Genomic DNA, 16,210 nt, shown 5'->3' with positions numbered 1-16,210 from the left:
AAATATTTCGCGCAGCATCGAGGCGGCAAGCGAGAACATCCCCAGGAGCATAGTTCACTATGTGACTGGGAGGCGCGAGTGCAGCCAACAAAGAGGCTGTGTGAAATAGGAAGTGTACGACCTTTTGGAGAGGAAAATGGCTCACCAACCTCGCTGGACAATGTCGCAAGTAACGGAATTATTTAATAAACCGCTGATCGATCTGCTATTCGAAGCGCAGCAAATCCATCGTCAACACTTTGATCCGCGCCAGGTGCAGGTCAGCACCCTGCTATCGATCAAAACCGGCGCCTGCCCGGAAGATTGTAAATATTGCCCGCAGAGCGCACGCTACAAAACCGGCCTCGAAGCCGAGCGCCTGATGGAGGTTGAGCAGGTGCTGGAATCAGCGCGCCAGGCGAAAAACGCCGGCTCCACCCGCTTCTGCATGGGCGCGGCGTGGAAAAACCCCAATGACCGCGATATGCCTTACCTGGAGCAGATGGTGAAAGGGGTGAAGGCGCTGGGGCTGGAGTCCTGTATGACGCTCGGCACCCTGACCGACAGTCAGGCGCAGCGCCTGGCCGAAGCGGGCCTCGATTACTACAACCACAACCTTGATACCTCGCCGGAATTTTACGGCAACATCATCACCACCCGCACCTACCAGGAGCGCCTGGATACGCTGGACAAAGTGCGTGATGCTGGGATCAAAGTCTGCTCCGGCGGTATCGTCGGGCTGGGAGAGAGCGTAAAAGATCGCGCCGGACTGCTGCTGCAACTGGCTAATCTGCCGACGCCGCCGGAGAGCGTACCGATCAACATGTTGGTGAAGGTCAAGGGCACGCCGCTGGCGGATAACGACGACGTCGACGCTTTCGATTTCATCCGCACTATCGCCATCGCGCGCATCATGATGCCCACCTCCTACGTGCGTCTCTCCGCCGGCCGCGAGCAGATGAACGAGCAGACCCAGGCGATGTGCTTTATGGCCGGGGCGAACTCGATTTTCTACGGCTGCAAGCTGCTGACCACGCCGAACCCGGAAGAGGACAAAGACCTGCAGCTGTTCCGCAAGCTGGGGATCAACCCGCAGCAGACGGCGGTGCTGGAAGGCGACAATGAGCAGCAGCAGCGTCTGGAGCAGGCCTTACTCACCCCGGACACTGAGGAATATTACAACGCGGCGGCGCTATGAGCTGGCAGCAGCGAATCGATCGGGCGGTGGACGAGCGGCGGGCGGCGGAAGCTTTTCGCCGCCGCCTGCCGGTGACGCACGGCGCCGGGCGCTGGCTGGAGCGGGAAGGGGAGCGCTGGCTTAACTTCTCCAGCAATGACTATCTGGGCCTGAGTCAGCATCCGGCGATTATCGCCGCCTGGCAACAGGGGGCCACGCGCTATGGCGTCGGTGCCGGCGGCTCGGGCCACGTGAGCGGCTATAGCGAAGCCCACCGCGCGCTGGAAGAGGCGCTCGCCGACTGGCTGGGCTATCCGCGCGCATTGCTGTTTATCTCCGGCTTTGCCGCGAATCAGGCGCTGATCGCCGCCCTGGTGGAGAAAGACGATCGGATTGTCGCCGACCGCCTGAGCCACGCCTCTCTGCTGGAGGCGGCGAGCCTCAGCCCGGCCCAGCTGCGGCGCTTTACCCACAACGATCCGCAGCAGCTCGCGCAACTGCTGGCTAAGCCGCTGGCGGGCGAACAGTTGGCGGTCACTGAAGGCATTTTCAGCATGGACGGCGACAGCGCGCCGCTGGCGGCCATTCACGCCGCGACGCAGGCAGCAGGGGCAGTGTTGCTGGTGGATGACGCCCACGGTGTTGGCGTGGTCGGCGACGAAGGACGCGGGAGCTGCGCCGCGCAGGCGGTGCGCCCTGAGCTGCTGGTGGTTACCTTCGGCAAGGCCTTCGGCGTCAGCGGCGCGGCGGTGCTGTGCGACGAAGCAATGGCCGATTATCTGCTGCAGTTTGCCCGTCATCTGATCTACAGCACCGCGATGCCGCCCGCCCAGGCGGTGGCGCTGAGGGCTGCCCTGGGGATCATTCGCAGCGATGAAGGGCAGCAGCGTCGCGACATCCTGGCCGCCCGCATCCGTCAGTTCCGTGAGGGGATGGGCGAGGTGTCGCTGGGGTTGACCGACTCCGTCAGCGCGATCCAACCGCTGATCGTCGGCGACAACGCCCGGGCGCTGAACCTGGCCTGCCGTCTACGCGACGCGGGCTGCTGGGCAACGGCGATCCGTCCGCCGACGGTGCCGGTCGGCAGCGCGCGTTTGCGCCTGACCCTGACAGCCGCCCATCATACTGAAGACATTAACCGTTTACTGGAGGTGCTGCATGGCCACAGTGAATAAGCAGGCGGTGGCCGCGGCGTTTGGCCGGGCGGCCAGCGGCTATACGCAACATGATGAACTGCAGCGGCGCTGCGCCGATCTATTGCTGCGCCAGCTGGCGCGCCGCGATTTTGCGCAGGTGCTGGATGCCGGCTGCGGCCCCGGCAGTATGAGTCGCTATTGGCGTGAGGCGGGCAGCGTGGTGACCGCGCTGGATCTCTCCGCCGGGATGCTCGCCCAGGCGCAGCGTAACGACGCCGCGCAGCATTATCTGCTGGGGGATATTGAGGCGCTGCCGCTGCCGGACGCCTGCGTCGATCTGGCGTGGAGCAATCTGGCGGTGCAGTGGTGCGACGATCTACGGGCGGCAATTGGCGAGCTGTACCGGGTGGCGCGTCCCGGCGGCAGAGTGGCGTTTAGCACGCTGCTCGCCGACTCGCTGCCGGAGCTCAATCAGGCGTGGCAGGCCATCGACGACCGGCCGCATGCCAACCGTTTCCTTAGCGAAGCGGCGGTGCGCGCGGCGCTTCGCGGCCTGCGCGCGACCGGCGAGGTTCATCAGATTAGCCTGCCGTTCGCCGATGCGCTGAGCGCTATGCGCTCGCTGAAGGGCATCGGCGCCACCCATTTGCACCAGGGACGGACAGCCGCCCCGCTTGGCCGCGGCAAACTGCGCGAGCTGCAGCTGGCCTGGCCGCAGCGGCAGGGCATCTGCCCGCTGACGTATTCTCTTTTTACAGGAGTCATTGAGCGTGACTAAACGTTTTTTTGTCACCGGGACCGATACTGAAGTCGGTAAAACCATCGCCAGCAGCGCCCTGCTGCAGGCGGCGAATCTGCTGGGTTTTCACACTGCCGGCTATAAGCCGGTGGCCTCCGGTAGCGACCTTACCGGCGATGGGCTGCGTAATGAAGATGCGCTGGCGCTGCAGCGTCATAGTCGGGTCGCATTGCGTTACGACCAGGTGAACCCCTATACCTTCGCCGAGCCGACCTCCCCGCACATCATCAGCGCCGACGAAGGGCGGCCGATCGCCGCGGCCAGGCTCTCCAGCGGGCTGCGTGAGCTGGAAGGTCTCGCCGACTGGGTGTTGGTGGAAGGCGCCGGCGGCTGGTTTACGCCGCTCTCGGATTCCCTGACCTTCGCCGACTGGGCGCAGGCGGAACAGCTGCCGGTCATTCTGGTGGTGGGCGTTAAGCTCGGCTGTATCAACCACGCAATGCTTACCGCTCAGGCGGTACGCCAGGCGGGACTACCGCTGGCGGGGTGGATCGCCAATGACGTACAGCCGCCGGGCAAGCGCCACGCCGAATATCTGGCGACGCTGAAAAACCGACTGGCCGCGCCGTTCCTCGGCGAAATACCGTGGCTTGCCGATATCGCGCAGCGCGACGATCTCGGCCAGTATCTGGACCTCAGGGCGCTGGATCCGGCGTTATCCACTGCGCCAGCAGCGGCTCATCCAGCGCCATAATATCGCCTTCGGCGACGTTACGGCCCCGGTGCAAGACACAGAAGCGATCCGCCACCCGGCGGATAAAGGGCAGGTGCTGCTCGGCGAGCAGCACCGTCAGGCCGATATCGCGATTTAACCGCAGCAGCAGATCCGCCAGCTTTTGCAGGCAGCGCGGCCCTCTGCCGCGCGAGGGTTCATCAAGGATCAGCAGCCGCGGCTGGACGATCAGCGCCCTGGCCAGCGCCAGCTGGTACTGATCGTCGTCGCTCAGCGAGGCGCCTTTGCGCTGCCGTAGGGCATAGAGCTCGGGAAAATGCTCATAAATCTCGCCGCCGCTGGCGTTAGCCCCGGGTTTCCCGGCCGCCAGGGCGATGTGCAGGTTCTCTTCCACGCTGAGTTGGGAAAAAATGCGTTTATCTTGTGGCACGTAGCCGATACCAATGGCGCTGCGCGATTGAGCGGACAGGGGGGTGAGATCCTGCGGCGGGGCGCCAATGTCATGCCAGGTCATCCGGCCGCTAGCCACCGGCAGGTGGCCAGCAATGCAGTTAACCAGGGTGGTTTTTCCCATGCCCTCGCGTCCCAGTACGCCAATGCACTCTCCCGGGCGTAGTACAAGATCGACATTCCACAGCGAATGCTGGTTGCCGTAAAAGTGATTTACTGCCTGTAAATTCAACATGGACGTTTTCTCCTTATCCTGGCGTCAGGGCGACAGAAAGATGCTGCAAAACTCTTGCCAGGAAAAAGAACGCTCGGAAAAAAGCGCTAAACGCCGATACCATCGGGCCTCGTCAGCGCCGGGGCTGCACTTTTCCGGTGCCCGACGCTAAAGGGTGGTGCAAAAAGCAGCAAAAATCGAGCGGCTTTAAGCGGATAGTTATCAAAAATAGTTCGATAAAAATTTTTCGCCACGCGGTTGACCGCAAAAGGCGACAGGCGCCGGGCGGCGGTGGTCTTGGGCTGCGGACAGTTATCCACTATTCCTGTGGATAACCTTGTGTATTAGAGTTAGAAAACCTGCGGCAAGCTAGAGCGTACGCGGCTTGCGGCTGAATTGGCGCGAAAGGCGTCTTTTCTTTAAAGATCTTAAATATCAGCTTGTTAGATAAAATCAATGGGTGTAAGAAAAGCGTCATCTGCTGCCATAAAAGTTTAATCCGTCCGCTTGACAAATGTTAAAAGGTAAAATTTTCTGGGGATAACCCTGGCGGCCGGAGGATTATTCCGTCTGACGCGCGTTTTGCACCCAGCTTGCCGGCCAATAAGACCCTTTTGTGGCGTTATCATAAGTACGCACTGTTTAAATATCCAGTATAATTTATTGGCAAAAAACGGCCCGGGGGGTAGAATTAAACACCGGCCGCTAATTCTTTTTTCAGGTTCTGATTGATGAGTAAATCGTTTGTACTGCATTCCGCCTTTCGCCCCTCCGGAGACCAACCGGAAGCCATCCGCCGCCTGGAAGAGGGGCTGGAGGATGGGCTTGCGCATCAGACGCTACTGGGGGTTACCGGCTCCGGTAAAACCTTTACCATCGCCAACGTGATTGCCGACCTGCAGCGGCCGACGATGGTGCTGGCGCCAAACAAAACCCTGGCGGCTCAGCTCTACGGCGAGATGAAAGAGTTTTTTCCGGAGAATGCCGTCGAGTATTTCGTCTCCTACTACGATTACTATCAGCCGGAAGCCTACGTTCCCAGCTCAGATACCTTCATTGAGAAGGACGCCTCGGTAAACGAACATATTGAGCAGATGCGTCTGTCGGCCACCAAAGCGCTGCTCGAGCGGCGCGACGTAGTGGTGGTGGCGTCAGTCTCGGCGATCTACGGCCTCGGCGACCCGGACCTGTATCTGAAAATGATGTTGCATCTGACGGTCGGTATGCTGATTGACCAGCGAGCGATCCTGCGTCGTCTGGCCGAACTGCAGTATACCCGCAACGATCAGGCCTTCCAGCGCGGCACTTTTCGCGTGCGCGGCGAGGTGATCGACGTCTTCCCGGCGGAATCCGACGATATCGCTCTGCGCATTGAGCTGTTTGACGAAGAGGTCGAGCGTCTGTCGCTGTTCGACCCGCTCACCGGCCACGTCGAAGGGACGGTGCCGCGCTATACCATTTATCCCAAGACCCACTACGTGACGCCGCGGGAGCGCATCGTCCAGGCGATGGAAGAGATCAAGCTGGAGCTGGCGGAGCGGCGCAAGGTGCTGCTGGCCAACAACAAGCTGCTGGAAGAGCAGCGCTTAACCCAGCGTACCCAGTTTGACCTCGAAATGATGAACGAGCTGGGTTACTGCTCGGGCATTGAAAACTACTCGCGCTTTCTCTCCGGGCGCGGGCCCGGCGAGCCGCCGCCGACCCTGTTCGACTATCTGCCGGCGGATGGCCTGTTGGTGATTGACGAATCCCACGTCACGGTGCCGCAGATCGGCGGTATGTACCGGGGCGACCGGGCGCGCAAAGAGACGCTGGTGGAATACGGTTTCCGCCTGCCGTCGGCGCTGGATAACCGGCCGATGAAGTTTGAAGAATTCGAAGCGCTGGCGCCGCAAACCATCTATGTGTCGGCGACCCCGGGCGCCTATGAGCTGGATAAATCCGGCGGCGAGGTTGTGGATCAGGTGGTGCGGCCGACCGGTCTGCTTGACCCAATCATCGAAGTGCGCCCGGTGGCGACTCAGGTCGACGATCTGCTGTCAGAGATCCGCCTGCGCACGGCCATCAACGAGCGCGTGCTGGTCACCACTCTCACCAAGCGGATGGCGGAGGACTTAACCGAGTACCTTGAGGAGCACGGCGAGCGCGTGCGCTATCTGCACTCGGATATCGACACCGTCGAGCGCATGGAGATCATCCGCGACCTGCGTCTTGGCGAGTTTGACGTGCTGGTGGGGATCAACCTGCTGCGTGAGGGGCTGGATATGCCTGAGGTGTCGTTGGTGGCGATCCTGGATGCGGATAAAGAGGGCTTCCTGCGTTCTGAACGCTCGCTGATCCAGACTATCGGCCGCGCGGCGCGCAACGTCAACGGCAAGGCCATCCTCTACGGCGATAAGATCACCCCCTCCATGGCCAAAGCCATTGGCGAGACCGAGCGTCGACGGGAGAAACAGCAGCGCTACAACGAAGAGCACGGCATCGTGCCGCAGGGGCTCAATAAGAAAGTGGTGGATATCCTGCAGCTGGGCCAGGGCCTGGCGAAAACCAAAGCCAAAGGGCGCGGTAAAGCGAAGGCCGTTGAGCCTGCCGGGCTTAGCGCTGTGGATATGACGCCAAAAGCGCTGCAGCAGAAAATCCACGAGCTGGAAGGGCAGATGATGCAGCACGCGCAGAACCTCGAGTTTGAGGAGGCGGCGCAAATACGCGACCAGCTGCATCAGCTGCGCGAGCTGTTTATCGCCGCCTCCTGATTCTGGGCGCAGACTGGCGGAGTGGACGTGCGGGGTATAGTGAAGGCGCGCTTCTCTTATCGTCCTGCTTGCCAGATAACAAACATTTGAGAAGAAAAAAGGCCGCGTTGCGGCCTTCTTAATGTTTGCTTAATCTCGCCAGGCGACACTATCTTCAACCTGATGAGGATAGCGCCCATGCAAAAAATTAACTTCCGTGAATATCTGGCGGTCGCCACCGCCCTGGTCATTATTGTTGCCTTCTTCCATCAATGGGTGCTGACGTTCTGACCCCCGCGCTGCGGGAATAGCACCCACGCGCGGACCCCTGGCCCTGGCTGTCGGTTATGCAAAAAAAACTGGGCGTCATGCAGCTGAGCGATGCGCGTGACGATGCTCAGTCCGAGGCCAATGCCGCCGTAGCGACTGTCCATGCGCACGAAGGCTTTACTGAGTTCGCCGCTTTTCGCCTCATCGATCCCCGGCCCTTCATCTTCCACCGCCATCACCGGCATCAGGCCTGCTTTCACCGACACGCGGATCGTCGACCCTTCAGGGCTGTAGCGGTGAGCATTCTCCACCAGATTGCGCAGGATCACGCGGATTAACGTCGCATCGCCAGAGACGACGGTCTCGTTTTCGATATCCGTCAGCAGCAGCCGCTGCTGACGCTGCGCCAGCATAGCCTCCAGTTCGTCCTGCAGGGCTTTTACCACGTCATCCAGCAACAGCACCTGCTGGTAGCTGCCGGCGGAGAAGGACTGGCCGACGCGCGCCAGCTGCAGCAGCTGGGAAATGCTGGTGGTCATCTGATCGAGACGCTGGATCAGCGGGTCGACGCCCATGCCATGCACTTTCGCCAGCAGCTCAAGGTGCAGCCGCAGCCCGGCCAGCGGGGTGCGTAGCTCATGCGCCACGTCGGCGGTAAACAGCCGCTCGCGGTCGAGGGTCAGATTGAGGCGGGAAACCAACTGATTCAGGGCGGTGGTCACCGCCGTGACTTCGGGCACCGATTCGCTGAGTACGATAGGGGTGAGGTTGTCCGGCGTGCGGTTCTCCAGTTCGCTTTGCAGACGTGAAAGCGGGCGGGTGATCTTGCGCACCGCCAGCATGCTGATATACAGCGCCAGGCCAACGATCAGCAGGCTCGGCACCAGCAGGCTGGCAACCGCTTCCCGTACCTCATGCTCCACATGTTTCTGGTTGTTGTGCCCTTCGATGGCGCTGGCCACCAGCAGCTGGATCTGCTCTTTGCTCTCATGCCATAGCCAGAAGACGCTTATCAGCTGGCAGACCACCAGGATGGCGCCGATGGTCAGCAGCAGCCGGTGGCGCATGGTCCAGGTTTCAGTTGCAAACAGAGCCATGGTCTATTCCGTGTCGATGTTGTTAGCCAGCATATAGCCAAAGCCCCGGACGGTGCGGATCCGCGATTTGCCAATCTTTTCGCGTAGGTTGTGAATATGCACTTCCAGGGTATTGGTCGCCGGCTCGTTGTCCCAGCTGTAAATGTCGTTGTAGAGGATCTCGCGATGCACCGGGCTACCGGCTTTCATCATCAGCCGCGACAGCAGGGCATACTCTTTCGGCGTAAGATCCAGCGCCGTTTCACCCAGCCACACCAGGCGGCGAGTGACGTTAAGGCGCAGATTGCCGACGCTGATTTCATTATCGCCCTGGTTGTTATGCCGGCGGAGCAGGGCGCGAATGCGCGCATTGAGTTCCTCCAGGGCAAAGGGTTTTACCAGGTAGTCATCCGCCCCGGTATCGAGACCGCTAATGCGATCCTCAAGCGTATCGCGGGCGGTGAGGATCAGCACCGGCTGGGTCATTTTCTCCCGCCGTATGCGGGAGAGAAAATGCAGCCCGTCTTCATCCGGCAGGCCGAGATCCAGCACGATCAGGCTGTAATGATTGCTGGCCAGCGATAGCGCGGCTTCGTGCGCGGTGGAGACGCCGTCGCACACGTATCCTTCACTTTGCATCGCCAGAATTAACCCCTGCAACAGCAGCGCATCGTCTTCAATGACTAAGATTTTCATCAACCAGCCTCTCTACATGGCGTTAAGATATCATCTGCCGCCTGGTACTCGCGGGTGCTGACGCCGAGCAGGCCGAGCAGGGTGGAGAACAGATTATCCTGCGAGTAATTCTCTTTTTGCGCCCGCTGCTGCAGACAGTGCGCGGAAATGCCGTAGCGCTGCTGGTAGTCGGCGGAGAGCCACAGCGCCATCGGCACATGTTTCTGCGTATCCGGCGCGATGGAATACGGCAGACCATGCAAATAGACGCCATCTTCTCCCAGCGATTCGCCGTGGTCGGACAAATAAACCAGGCTAGTGGTAAATTTATCCTGTTTAGATTGCAGTAGTTTTATCGCTTTATCAACGACATAGTCGACATAAAGGATGGTGTTGTCATAGGTATTGGTCAACTGCTCCCGGGTACAGCCCTGGATCTCATTGGTGTCGCAGGTCGGCGTGAATTTGCGAAACGCCGCTGGATAGCGATTGTAGTACGTCGGACCGTGGCTGCCGATGGTATGCAGCACAATAATGCCATCCTGTTGCAGGTTATCGATATAGCTGTCGAGATTATGGAACAGGACGTCATCGTAGCACTCGCCATCGATGCACTGCCCGGTGAGCTTCAGGTCGGTGACGTTCTGGTGTGGTACCCGGTCGCAGGCGCCTTTGCAGCCGCCGTCATTATCGTTCCACAGCACCTGGATCCCTGCGCGTTGTAGAATATCCAGGACGCCTTCCTGATGGTGCGCCAGCTCTTCGTCATAATGCGCGCGCGGCATATTGGAGAACATGCACGGCACGGAAACTGCGGTTGCCGTGCCGCAGGAAGTGGTATGCGGAAAATAGATCACGCCGTCCTGCCGCATCAGCGGGTTGGTGTCGCGCGAATAGCCGCCCAGTGAGAAGTTATCCGCTCGCGAAGTCTCGCCGAGCACGACGATCGTCAGGTTCTTACGGGGAGCGTTATGCATCACCGCTTTCTGCGTGGCATCTTCGCCAATCTTCACCAGCGGCAGGTTGTCCATCCGATGATGAGCATACCAGGAGTTCACGGCCACAATGCTGTTGGAAGGGCTCAGGGATTTCACCAGCTCTTTGTTGTTACGGAACACCGAGGCGTAATCTTTGTAGAACAGCGCGGCCACCAGAATAATCAGCAGCGCCGAAACGGCGATATTGAGCAGGCGCATCGCCGCGCCGCGCCACCGCGTGGCGGGCTTACGGATTTTCACCCACCAGGCGATGAATACCGCCAAAACCCCGGAAAGGCCGAGGACGGCAATCATTTCGCCGGAGAGTAGAGCAAAGCTTTCCGCCGGAGTGGTGTCGAGGATATTGGTGATCATGCTGCGGTCGATCACCACGCCAAAGTTCCAGATGAAGTATTGCGCCGAGGCGCTGAGCAGAATGAACAGGCTAATCACCAGCCGGTCCAGCTTCAGGAACGAGGCGAGAGTGGTGAGGATATTCATCACGCTAATGGCCACGATCGGCATACTGAGGAATACCAGCCAGTTATGCAGGCTATTTACCGGCAGTAACGGGAAAACCTGGCGATAAAAAGCCAGGTTGAGACAGATACCGATATAGCAAGCAAAGAGAATCAGATAAGTCGTGCGGCTGACCACCGGCCGACGCAGAGGCAATAACGACATAATGCACACCCACAGAAAAAGATGAGGGTATAGTGCCAGCCCTATTTTAAGACAACCTTAAGATTTTAAGGTGCGCCGAAGAGGGCCGCCTCCGGCGCGCAGGATCAGCCCGGCAGCTGGATCGCTTTCTCCAGCGCCCCGCGGAGCAGCGCCCGGTCATGACGATAGGGAACGTCGCTGGCCTCCAGCGGCGTCTGGATCACCAACCGGTCGTCAATGCCGCTGATATCGGCTTTTGGACCGGCGATCACCGCATCCACCACCCGCTTGCCTACATAGCGCTCCATAATCGCGATGCGCTCCGCCAGCGACAGCCTCGCGGCCGGGCTATGCTCTTTGCCGAGGTTATCGATAAAAACCATCGGCGCCGGGGTGCGGCGCAACGCCTGGGCCATCTCGTCGAGCAACAGGATCGGCAGCAGGCTGGTGTAAAAACTGCCCGGCCCAATGAGGATCAAATCGGCTTCGGCAATAGCCTCCACCGCCTCGCGGGTGGCCGGTACCGGCGGGGTGAGCATCAGCTCCTGCGGCACATTATCAAGCTGATCAATATTCACTTCACCATAAACTTCATGGCCTTCATGATCGAGCGCCATCAAATCCACCGGTTGTTCTGACATCGGGATCAGGAAAGCGTCCACTTTCAGCAGGTTTCTGATCAAATTGATCGCCTCTAACGGCCGCACGCTCAGGTGATCCAGCGCCTTTAACATCAAATTTCCGAGGTTATGCCCGGAAAGCTCGCCGTTACCGCCAAAACGATACTCAAACATTGCCGATGCTACGCTCGGCTCGGCAATTAACTGGTTGATGCAATTGCGCATATCGCCCCAGGCAATGCCACCTTCCGAACGACGGATCCGCCCGGTGGAACCCCCGTTATCGGTGGTGGTGACAATGCCGGTCAGCCGTGAACCGAGCGAGGAGAGGGAGGACATCACCCGGCCCAAACCATGCCCGCCGCCGAGCGCGACCACCCGATCGAGGTCAGCGAATGTACGATTGCGCATAGAAATTCCTTATTTCACATAAACGGCCACACACTACCCGATCTACCCCTAAAAGACGATGGGAGGAGCCCGACAAACTGACCGACATCAAGGCAAAAAAATGATTTATGGCTATTCTGTAGCGAAAATGTACGAAGATAGCGATATATATAAGATTATATAGCGAAATCGCCAATGGCGAAACTGCCTGTAACGCGCTACTATCGACATAACCTGTTAACACTCTAGCCTCTTCGCCTGTGTCAAAAGATATGGCGATTTGGCCGCGACGCCGCCGGTTGTCGCCAGGGCGTGGAAAGAAATGACCGCGTCTCCCGTATTTGGAAAGGTGTATATGGCCTCACAGCTTACCGATGCATTCGCGCGTAAGTTTTATTACCTGCGTCTGTCGATTACCGATGTGTGCAACTTCCGTTGCACCTACTGCCTGCCGAACGGTTACAAGCCCGGCGCCGTCAATAACAATGGCTTTCTCAGCGTAGACGAAGTACGCCGGGTTACGCGCGCTTTCTCCGCGCTGGGCACCGAAAAAGTTCGCCTCACCGGTGGGGAACCCTCCCTGCGCCGCGACTTCACCGAGATTATTGCCGCCGTGCGTGAAAACCCAGCGATCCGTCAGATTGCGGTCACTACCAACGGTTACCGCCTGGCGCGCGATGTCGAACGCTGGCGCGATGCCGGCCTGACGGCGATTAACGTCAGCGTTGATAGCCTCGACGCCCGCCAGTTCCATGCCATCACCGGCCAGGATAAGTTCCACCAGGTGATGGACGGCATTGACGCCGTCTTCGCCGCCGGCTTTGACAAGGTAAAGGTGAATACCGTGCTGATGCGTGATGTTAACCATCACCAGCTCGATACCTTCCTCGCGTGGATCCAACCCCGTCGTATCCAGCTGCGCTTTATTGAGCTGATGGAAACCGGTGAAGGCAGCGACCTGTTCCGCCGTCACCATCTCTCCGGCATGGTGCTGCGCGATGAACTGCTGCGCCGCGGCTGGATCCATCAGATCCGCCAGCGCAGCGATGGCCCGGCGCAGGTCTTTTGTCACCCGGACTACGCCGGCGAGATCGGCCTCATCATGCCGTATGAAAAAGACTTCTGCGCCACCTGCAATCGGCTGCGCGTCTCGTCCGTTGGCAAACTGCACCTGTGCCTGTTTGGCGAAGGCGGCGTCGACCTGCGCGACCTGATGGCCGAAGACCGGCAGCAGGCCGCGCTTGAGGCGCGGATCGCCGAAGCCTTAACCCATAAAAAGCAGACCCATTTCCTGCATCAGGGCAACACCGGTATTACGCAGAACCTGTCCTATATTGGCGGTTAATCGTTTTCGAAAGGAGCATTCAGATGAGCCAGGCTAGCGCTGAGTTTATCCCGACCCGTATTGCTATTCTTACCGTTTCCAGCCGTCGCGGCGAAGAGGACGACACTTCCGGTCACTGGCTGCGCGAGGCGGCGCAGGAGGCGGGGCACCAAGTCGTCGAGAAGGCGATTGTCAAAGAGAATCGCTACGCCATCCGCGCTCAGGTATCGGCGTGGATAGCCAGCGATAACGTGCAGGTGGTGCTGATCACCGGCGGCACCGGTTTTACCGACGGCGATCAGGCGCCGGAAGCGCTGCTGCCGTTGTTTGACCGTGAGGTCGAAGGCTTTGGCGAAGTGTTCCGCATGCTGTCCTTCGAAGAGATCGGCACCTCGACGCTGCAGTCCCGGGCCGTGGCCGGCGTCGCCAATCGTACGCTGATTTTCGCCATGCCGGGCTCGACCAAAGCCTGCCGCACGGCGTGGGACAACATCATCGCCCCGCAGCTTGATGCCCGCACCCGTCCGTGTAACTTCATTCCTCACCTGAAGAAATAATCTATGTCACAACTGACCCATATTAACGCCGCGGGCGAAGCCCATATGGTGGATGTCTCCGGCAAAGCGGAAACGGTGCGCGAAGCGCGCGCCGAGGCTTATGTCGAAATGCAGGCGACGACCCTGGCGATGATTATCGACGGCAGCCACCATAAAGGCGACGTGTTTGCCACCGCGCGTATCGCCGGGATCCAGGCGGCCAAACGCACCTGGGAGCTGATCCCGCTGTGTCATCCGCTGATGCTCAGCAAAGTGGAAGTCAATCTGCAGGCGCAGCCGGAACATAACCGGGTGCGCATTGAATCGCTCTGCCGACTCACCGGGAAAACCGGCGTTGAGATGGAAGCATTGACCGCCGCCTCGGTTGCCGCGCTGACCATTTACGATATGTGCAAAGCGGTGCAGAAGGATATGGTGATTGGCCCGGTGCGCCTGCTGGCGAAAAGCGGCGGCAAGTCCGGCGATTTTAAGGTGGATGAATGCCATGATTAAGATTCTGTTTTTTGCCCAGGTGCGCGAGCTGGTCGGTACCGATTCGCTGACCCTTGATGCCAGCGAACTGGCGACTGTCGAAGCGGTTCGTCAGCAGCTTGCCGCCCGCGGCGATCGCTGGGCGCTGGCCTTGGAGGAGGGCAAGCTGCTGGCGGCGGTTAACCAGACGCTAACCTCTTTCGAACATCCAGTGGCCAGCGGCGACGAAGTGGCGTTCTTCCCACCGGTAACGGGGGGCTGACATGACGCAAACCCGTATCGTGGTCAGCCCGGCGCGCTTTAGCGTCAGTGAGGAATATCCCTGGCTGGCGGAACGCGATGAAGACGGCGCGGTGGTCACCTTCACCGGTAAAGTGCGTAACCACAACCTCGGCGACAGCGTGAAGGCGCTGACCCTCGAGCACTATCCGGGGATGACTGAAAAATCGCTGGCGGAAATTGTCGAGCTGGCGCGCGAGCGCTGGCCGCTGGGCCGGGTGACGGTTATCCATCGCATCGGCGAAATGTGGCCGGGGGAAGAGATTGTGTTTGTCGGCGTCACCAGCGCTCATCGCGGCAGCGCCTTCGCCGCCGGCGAGTTTATTATGGATTACCTGAAAACCCGCGCGCCGTTCTGGAAGCGTGAAGCGACGCCGGATGGCGAACGCTGGGTCGACGCCCGCGACAGCGATCGCCAGGCGGCAGAGCGCTGGTAGTGTGATACGCTTACAGGGTGAAACTTTGTTTATCAGGAGAGAGTCATGGACAGATATCCGCGTTCCGATTCAATAGTGCAGGGCCGTACCGGCCTGCAGACTTACATGGCGCAGGTGTACGGCTGGATGACGGTCGGCCTGCTGCTGACGGCGTTTATCGCGTGGTTTGCAGCGAATACTCCGGCGGTGATGATGTTCGTCTTTTCGAGCAAAATCACTTTCTTCGGGCTGATTATTGCCCAGCTGGCGCTGGTGTTTGTGCTGTCGGGAATGGTGCAGCGGCTGAGCGCCGGGATGGCCACCACGCTGTTTATGCTCTATTCGGCGCTGACCGGACTGACGCTATCGAGCATTTTTATCGCCTATACCTATTCATCGATCGCCAGCACCTTTGTGGTCACCGGCGGGATGTTTGGGGCGATGAGCCTGTATGGTTACACCACGAAGCGCGATCTGAGCGGCTTCGGCAGCATGCTGTTTATGGGGCTGATTGGCATCGTGCTGGCGTCGCTGGTCAACCTGTGGCTGAAGAGCGAGGCGCTGATGTGGGCCGTGACCTATATTGGGGTGGTGCTGTTTGTCGGTCTGACGGCGTATGACACCCAGAAGCTGAAAAACATCGGCGAGCAGATTGATACCCGCGACAGCGCCACGCTGCGTAAATACTCGATCCTCGGCGCCTTAACGCTGTATCTGGACTTCATCAACCTGTTCCTGATGCTGCTGCGTATTATGGGCAACCGCCGCTAACCTCTTTATATCAAGGGGTTGCATCTCCGAACGCCCGGCAAGCGCAGCGCCGCCGGGCGAGATTTCAGGCACGGTACCCTTGATGTTGCCGGGCGGCGGCTACGCCTTACCCGGCCTACAGGATCCTCTCACAGGCTCACACTCCGTAGGCCCGCGCAAGCGCAGCGCCGCCGGGCGATGGCATCAGACACGGTACCCGTGGTGCTGCCGGGTGGCGGCTGCGCCTTACCCGGCCTACAGGCTCACACTCCGTAGGCCCGCGCAAGCGCAGCGCCGCCGGGCGAGATATCAGGCACGGTACCCGTGGTATTGCCGGGTGGCGGCTGCGCCTTACCCGGTCTACAGGCTCCTCTCACAGACTCACACCCCGTAGGCCCGCGCAAGCGCAGCGCCGCCGGGCGAGATATCAGGCACGATACCCGTGATGTTGCCGGGCGGCGGCAGGCGCCTTACCCGGCCTACAGGATCCTCTCACAGGCTCACACTCCGTAGGCCCGCGCAAGCGCAGCGCCGCCGGGCGATGGCATCAGACACGGTACCCGTGGTGCTGCCGGGTGGCGG

17 protein-coding genes and 1 riboswitch are annotated in these 16,210 nt (G+C 59.9%); of the genes, 11 read left to right on the top strand and 6 right to left on the bottom strand.

The window, feature by feature from the left end; genetic code table 11:
* Positions 1-136 precede the first annotated feature (136 nt).
* From bioB to bioD, 4 genes are read left to right on the top strand one after another with little or no spacing between them, the layout of a single operon-like run.
* Positions 137-1,177, top strand: coding sequence for a biotin synthase BioB (gene bioB / locus RRF55_RS01665; protein WP_002895580.1), 1,041 nt, complete (start codon positions 137-139; stop codon positions 1,175-1,177).
* Positions 1,174-2,331, top strand: a complete 1,158-nt coding sequence (gene bioF, locus RRF55_RS01660; protein ID WP_130974880.1) for an 8-amino-7-oxononanoate synthase — start codon at positions 1,174-1,176, stop codon at positions 2,329-2,331. Before bioB ends, bioF begins: the two co-directional genes overlap by 4 nt.
* Entirely contained in the window at positions 2,315-3,070 is a 756-nt protein-coding gene (gene bioC / locus RRF55_RS01655) for a malonyl-ACP O-methyltransferase BioC (RefSeq protein WP_004179091.1), read from the top strand. The genes bioF and bioC overlap by 17 nt, the downstream gene beginning before the upstream one ends.
* Entirely contained in the window at positions 3,063-3,785 is a 723-nt protein-coding gene (bioD, locus tag RRF55_RS01650) for a dethiobiotin synthase (RefSeq protein WP_021314503.1), read from the top strand. The genes bioC and bioD overlap by 8 nt, the downstream gene beginning before the upstream one ends.
* On the opposite strand, the gene RRF55_RS01645 is transcribed toward bioD, so the two are convergent.
* Positions 3,727-4,449, bottom strand: a complete 723-nt coding sequence (locus RRF55_RS01645) for an ABC transporter ATP-binding protein (RefSeq protein ID WP_004152853.1) — start codon at positions 4,447-4,449, stop codon at positions 3,727-3,729. The genes bioD and RRF55_RS01645 overlap by 59 nt on opposite strands.
* Before the next feature lie 86 nt (positions 4,450-4,535).
* The gene (locus RRF55_RS01640) at positions 4,536-4,748 is read right to left on the bottom strand and encodes a hypothetical protein (RefSeq protein ID WP_002895652.1); all 213 of its coding nucleotides are present in this window, start codon (positions 4,746-4,748) and stop codon (positions 4,536-4,538) included.
* Positions 4,749-5,159: 411 nt separating this feature from the next.
* On the opposite strand from RRF55_RS01640, the gene uvrB reads away from it, so the two are divergent.
* Complete coding sequence (gene uvrB, locus RRF55_RS01635) at positions 5,160-7,181, top strand: excinuclease ABC subunit UvrB (protein WP_002895655.1); 2,022 nt, start codon at positions 5,160-5,162, stop codon at positions 7,179-7,181.
* A gap of 248 nt (positions 7,182-7,429) precedes the next feature.
* Here the strand turns inward: uvrB and pmrB are convergent, their stop codons facing one another.
* The 4 genes from pmrB to yvcK form a co-directional block, all read right to left on the bottom strand.
* Positions 7,430-8,527: a two-component system sensor histidine kinase PmrB gene (pmrB, locus tag RRF55_RS01630; RefSeq protein ID WP_439419081.1), complete on the bottom strand. Its 1,098-nt coding sequence runs from the start codon at positions 8,525-8,527 to the stop codon at positions 7,430-7,432.
* Positions 8,528-8,530: 3 nt separating this feature from the next.
* Complete coding sequence (gene pmrA / locus RRF55_RS01625) at positions 8,531-9,202, bottom strand: two-component system response regulator PmrA (RefSeq protein WP_023282313.1); 672 nt, start codon at positions 9,200-9,202, stop codon at positions 8,531-8,533.
* Positions 9,202-10,842 (bottom strand): phosphoethanolamine transferase EptA, encoded by a 1,641-nt coding sequence (gene eptA / locus RRF55_RS01620; RefSeq protein ID WP_012068477.1) that lies wholly within the window; start codon positions 10,840-10,842, stop codon positions 9,202-9,204. The genes pmrA and eptA overlap by 1 nt, the downstream gene beginning before the upstream one ends.
* A gap of 104 nt (positions 10,843-10,946) precedes the next feature.
* On the bottom strand, positions 10,947-11,852 hold the full coding sequence (gene yvcK, locus RRF55_RS01615; RefSeq protein ID WP_004142092.1) for a uridine diphosphate-N-acetylglucosamine-binding protein YvcK: 906 nt from the start codon (positions 11,850-11,852) through the stop codon (positions 10,947-10,949).
* Positions 11,853-12,060: 208 nt separating this feature from the next.
* Positions 12,061-12,199, top strand: a riboswitch (molybdenum cofactor riboswitch).
* Here yvcK and moaA point away from each other — a divergent pair.
* From moaA to RRF55_RS01585, 6 genes are all read left to right on the top strand, one after another.
* Positions 12,187-13,176: a GTP 3',8-cyclase MoaA gene (moaA, locus tag RRF55_RS01610; protein WP_032415647.1), complete on the top strand. Its 990-nt coding sequence runs from the start codon at positions 12,187-12,189 to the stop codon at positions 13,174-13,176. It overlaps the preceding riboswitch by 13 nt.
* A gap of 23 nt (positions 13,177-13,199) precedes the next feature.
* Positions 13,200-13,712: a molybdenum cofactor biosynthesis protein B gene (gene moaB, locus RRF55_RS01605; protein ID WP_002895668.1), complete on the top strand. Its 513-nt coding sequence runs from the start codon at positions 13,200-13,202 to the stop codon at positions 13,710-13,712.
* 3 nt (positions 13,713-13,715) lie between these two features.
* Positions 13,716-14,204, top strand: a complete 489-nt coding sequence (gene moaC / locus RRF55_RS01600) for a cyclic pyranopterin monophosphate synthase MoaC (protein WP_032414703.1) — start codon at positions 13,716-13,718, stop codon at positions 14,202-14,204.
* Entirely contained in the window at positions 14,197-14,445 is a 249-nt protein-coding gene (gene moaD, locus RRF55_RS01595) for a molybdopterin synthase sulfur carrier subunit (RefSeq protein ID WP_032414705.1), read from the top strand. The genes moaC and moaD overlap by 8 nt, the downstream gene beginning before the upstream one ends.
* A gap of 1 nt (position 14,446) precedes the next feature.
* Positions 14,447-14,899 carry a molybdopterin synthase catalytic subunit MoaE gene (gene moaE, locus RRF55_RS01590; RefSeq protein ID WP_002895674.1) on the top strand — a complete coding sequence of 151 codons (453 nt, stop codon included), beginning with the start codon at positions 14,447-14,449 and terminating at the stop codon, positions 14,897-14,899.
* A 45-nt stretch (positions 14,900-14,944) separates the two neighbouring features.
* Positions 14,945-15,649, top strand: coding sequence for a Bax inhibitor-1/YccA family protein (locus RRF55_RS01585; RefSeq protein WP_004142079.1), 705 nt, complete (start codon positions 14,945-14,947; stop codon positions 15,647-15,649).
* The last annotated feature ends 561 nt before the right edge of the window (positions 15,650-16,210 follow it).

Origin of the sequence: Klebsiella sp. K47 (genome assembly GCF_051858335.1) — a bacterium.
Taxonomy (GTDB): Bacteria; Pseudomonadota; Gammaproteobacteria; order Enterobacterales; family Enterobacteriaceae; genus Klebsiella; species Klebsiella pneumoniae.
The sequence above is the reverse complement of the archived record's forward strand: the minus strand, read 5'-3'. Positions and strand labels throughout refer to the sequence as shown.

Coding starts and splice junctions, on each gene's coding strand:
- pmrB (WP_439419081.1), bottom strand. CDS start 8,527: ATGGCTCTGTTTGCAACTGAAACCTGGACCATGCGCCACCGGCTGCTG.
- pmrA (WP_023282313.1), bottom strand. CDS start 9,202: ATGAAAATCTTAGTCATTGAAGACGATGCGCTGCTGTTGCAGGGGTTA.
- moaB (WP_002895668.1), top strand. CDS start 13,200: ATGAGCCAGGCTAGCGCTGAGTTTATCCCGACCCGTATTGCTATTCTT.
- moaC (WP_032414703.1), top strand. CDS start 13,716: ATGTCACAACTGACCCATATTAACGCCGCGGGCGAAGCCCATATGGTG.
- moaA (WP_032415647.1), top strand. CDS start 12,187: ATGGCCTCACAGCTTACCGATGCATTCGCGCGTAAGTTTTATTACCTG.
- moaE (WP_002895674.1), top strand. CDS start 14,447: ATGACGCAAACCCGTATCGTGGTCAGCCCGGCGCGCTTTAGCGTCAGT.
- bioB (WP_002895580.1), top strand. CDS start 137: ATGGCTCACCAACCTCGCTGGACAATGTCGCAAGTAACGGAATTATTT.
- moaD (WP_032414705.1), top strand. CDS start 14,197: ATGATTAAGATTCTGTTTTTTGCCCAGGTGCGCGAGCTGGTCGGTACC.
- bioC (WP_004179091.1), top strand. CDS start 2,315: ATGGCCACAGTGAATAAGCAGGCGGTGGCCGCGGCGTTTGGCCGGGCG.
- RRF55_RS01585 (WP_004142079.1), top strand. CDS start 14,945: ATGGACAGATATCCGCGTTCCGATTCAATAGTGCAGGGCCGTACCGGC.
- uvrB (WP_002895655.1), top strand. CDS start 5,160: ATGAGTAAATCGTTTGTACTGCATTCCGCCTTTCGCCCCTCCGGAGAC.
- yvcK (WP_004142092.1), bottom strand. CDS start 11,852: ATGCGCAATCGTACATTCGCTGACCTCGATCGGGTGGTCGCGCTCGGC.
- eptA (WP_012068477.1), bottom strand. CDS start 10,842: ATGTCGTTATTGCCTCTGCGTCGGCCGGTGGTCAGCCGCACGACTTAT.
- bioF (WP_130974880.1), top strand. CDS start 1,174: ATGAGCTGGCAGCAGCGAATCGATCGGGCGGTGGACGAGCGGCGGGCG.
- RRF55_RS01645 (WP_004152853.1), bottom strand. CDS start 4,449: ATGTTGAATTTACAGGCAGTAAATCACTTTTACGGCAACCAGCATTCG.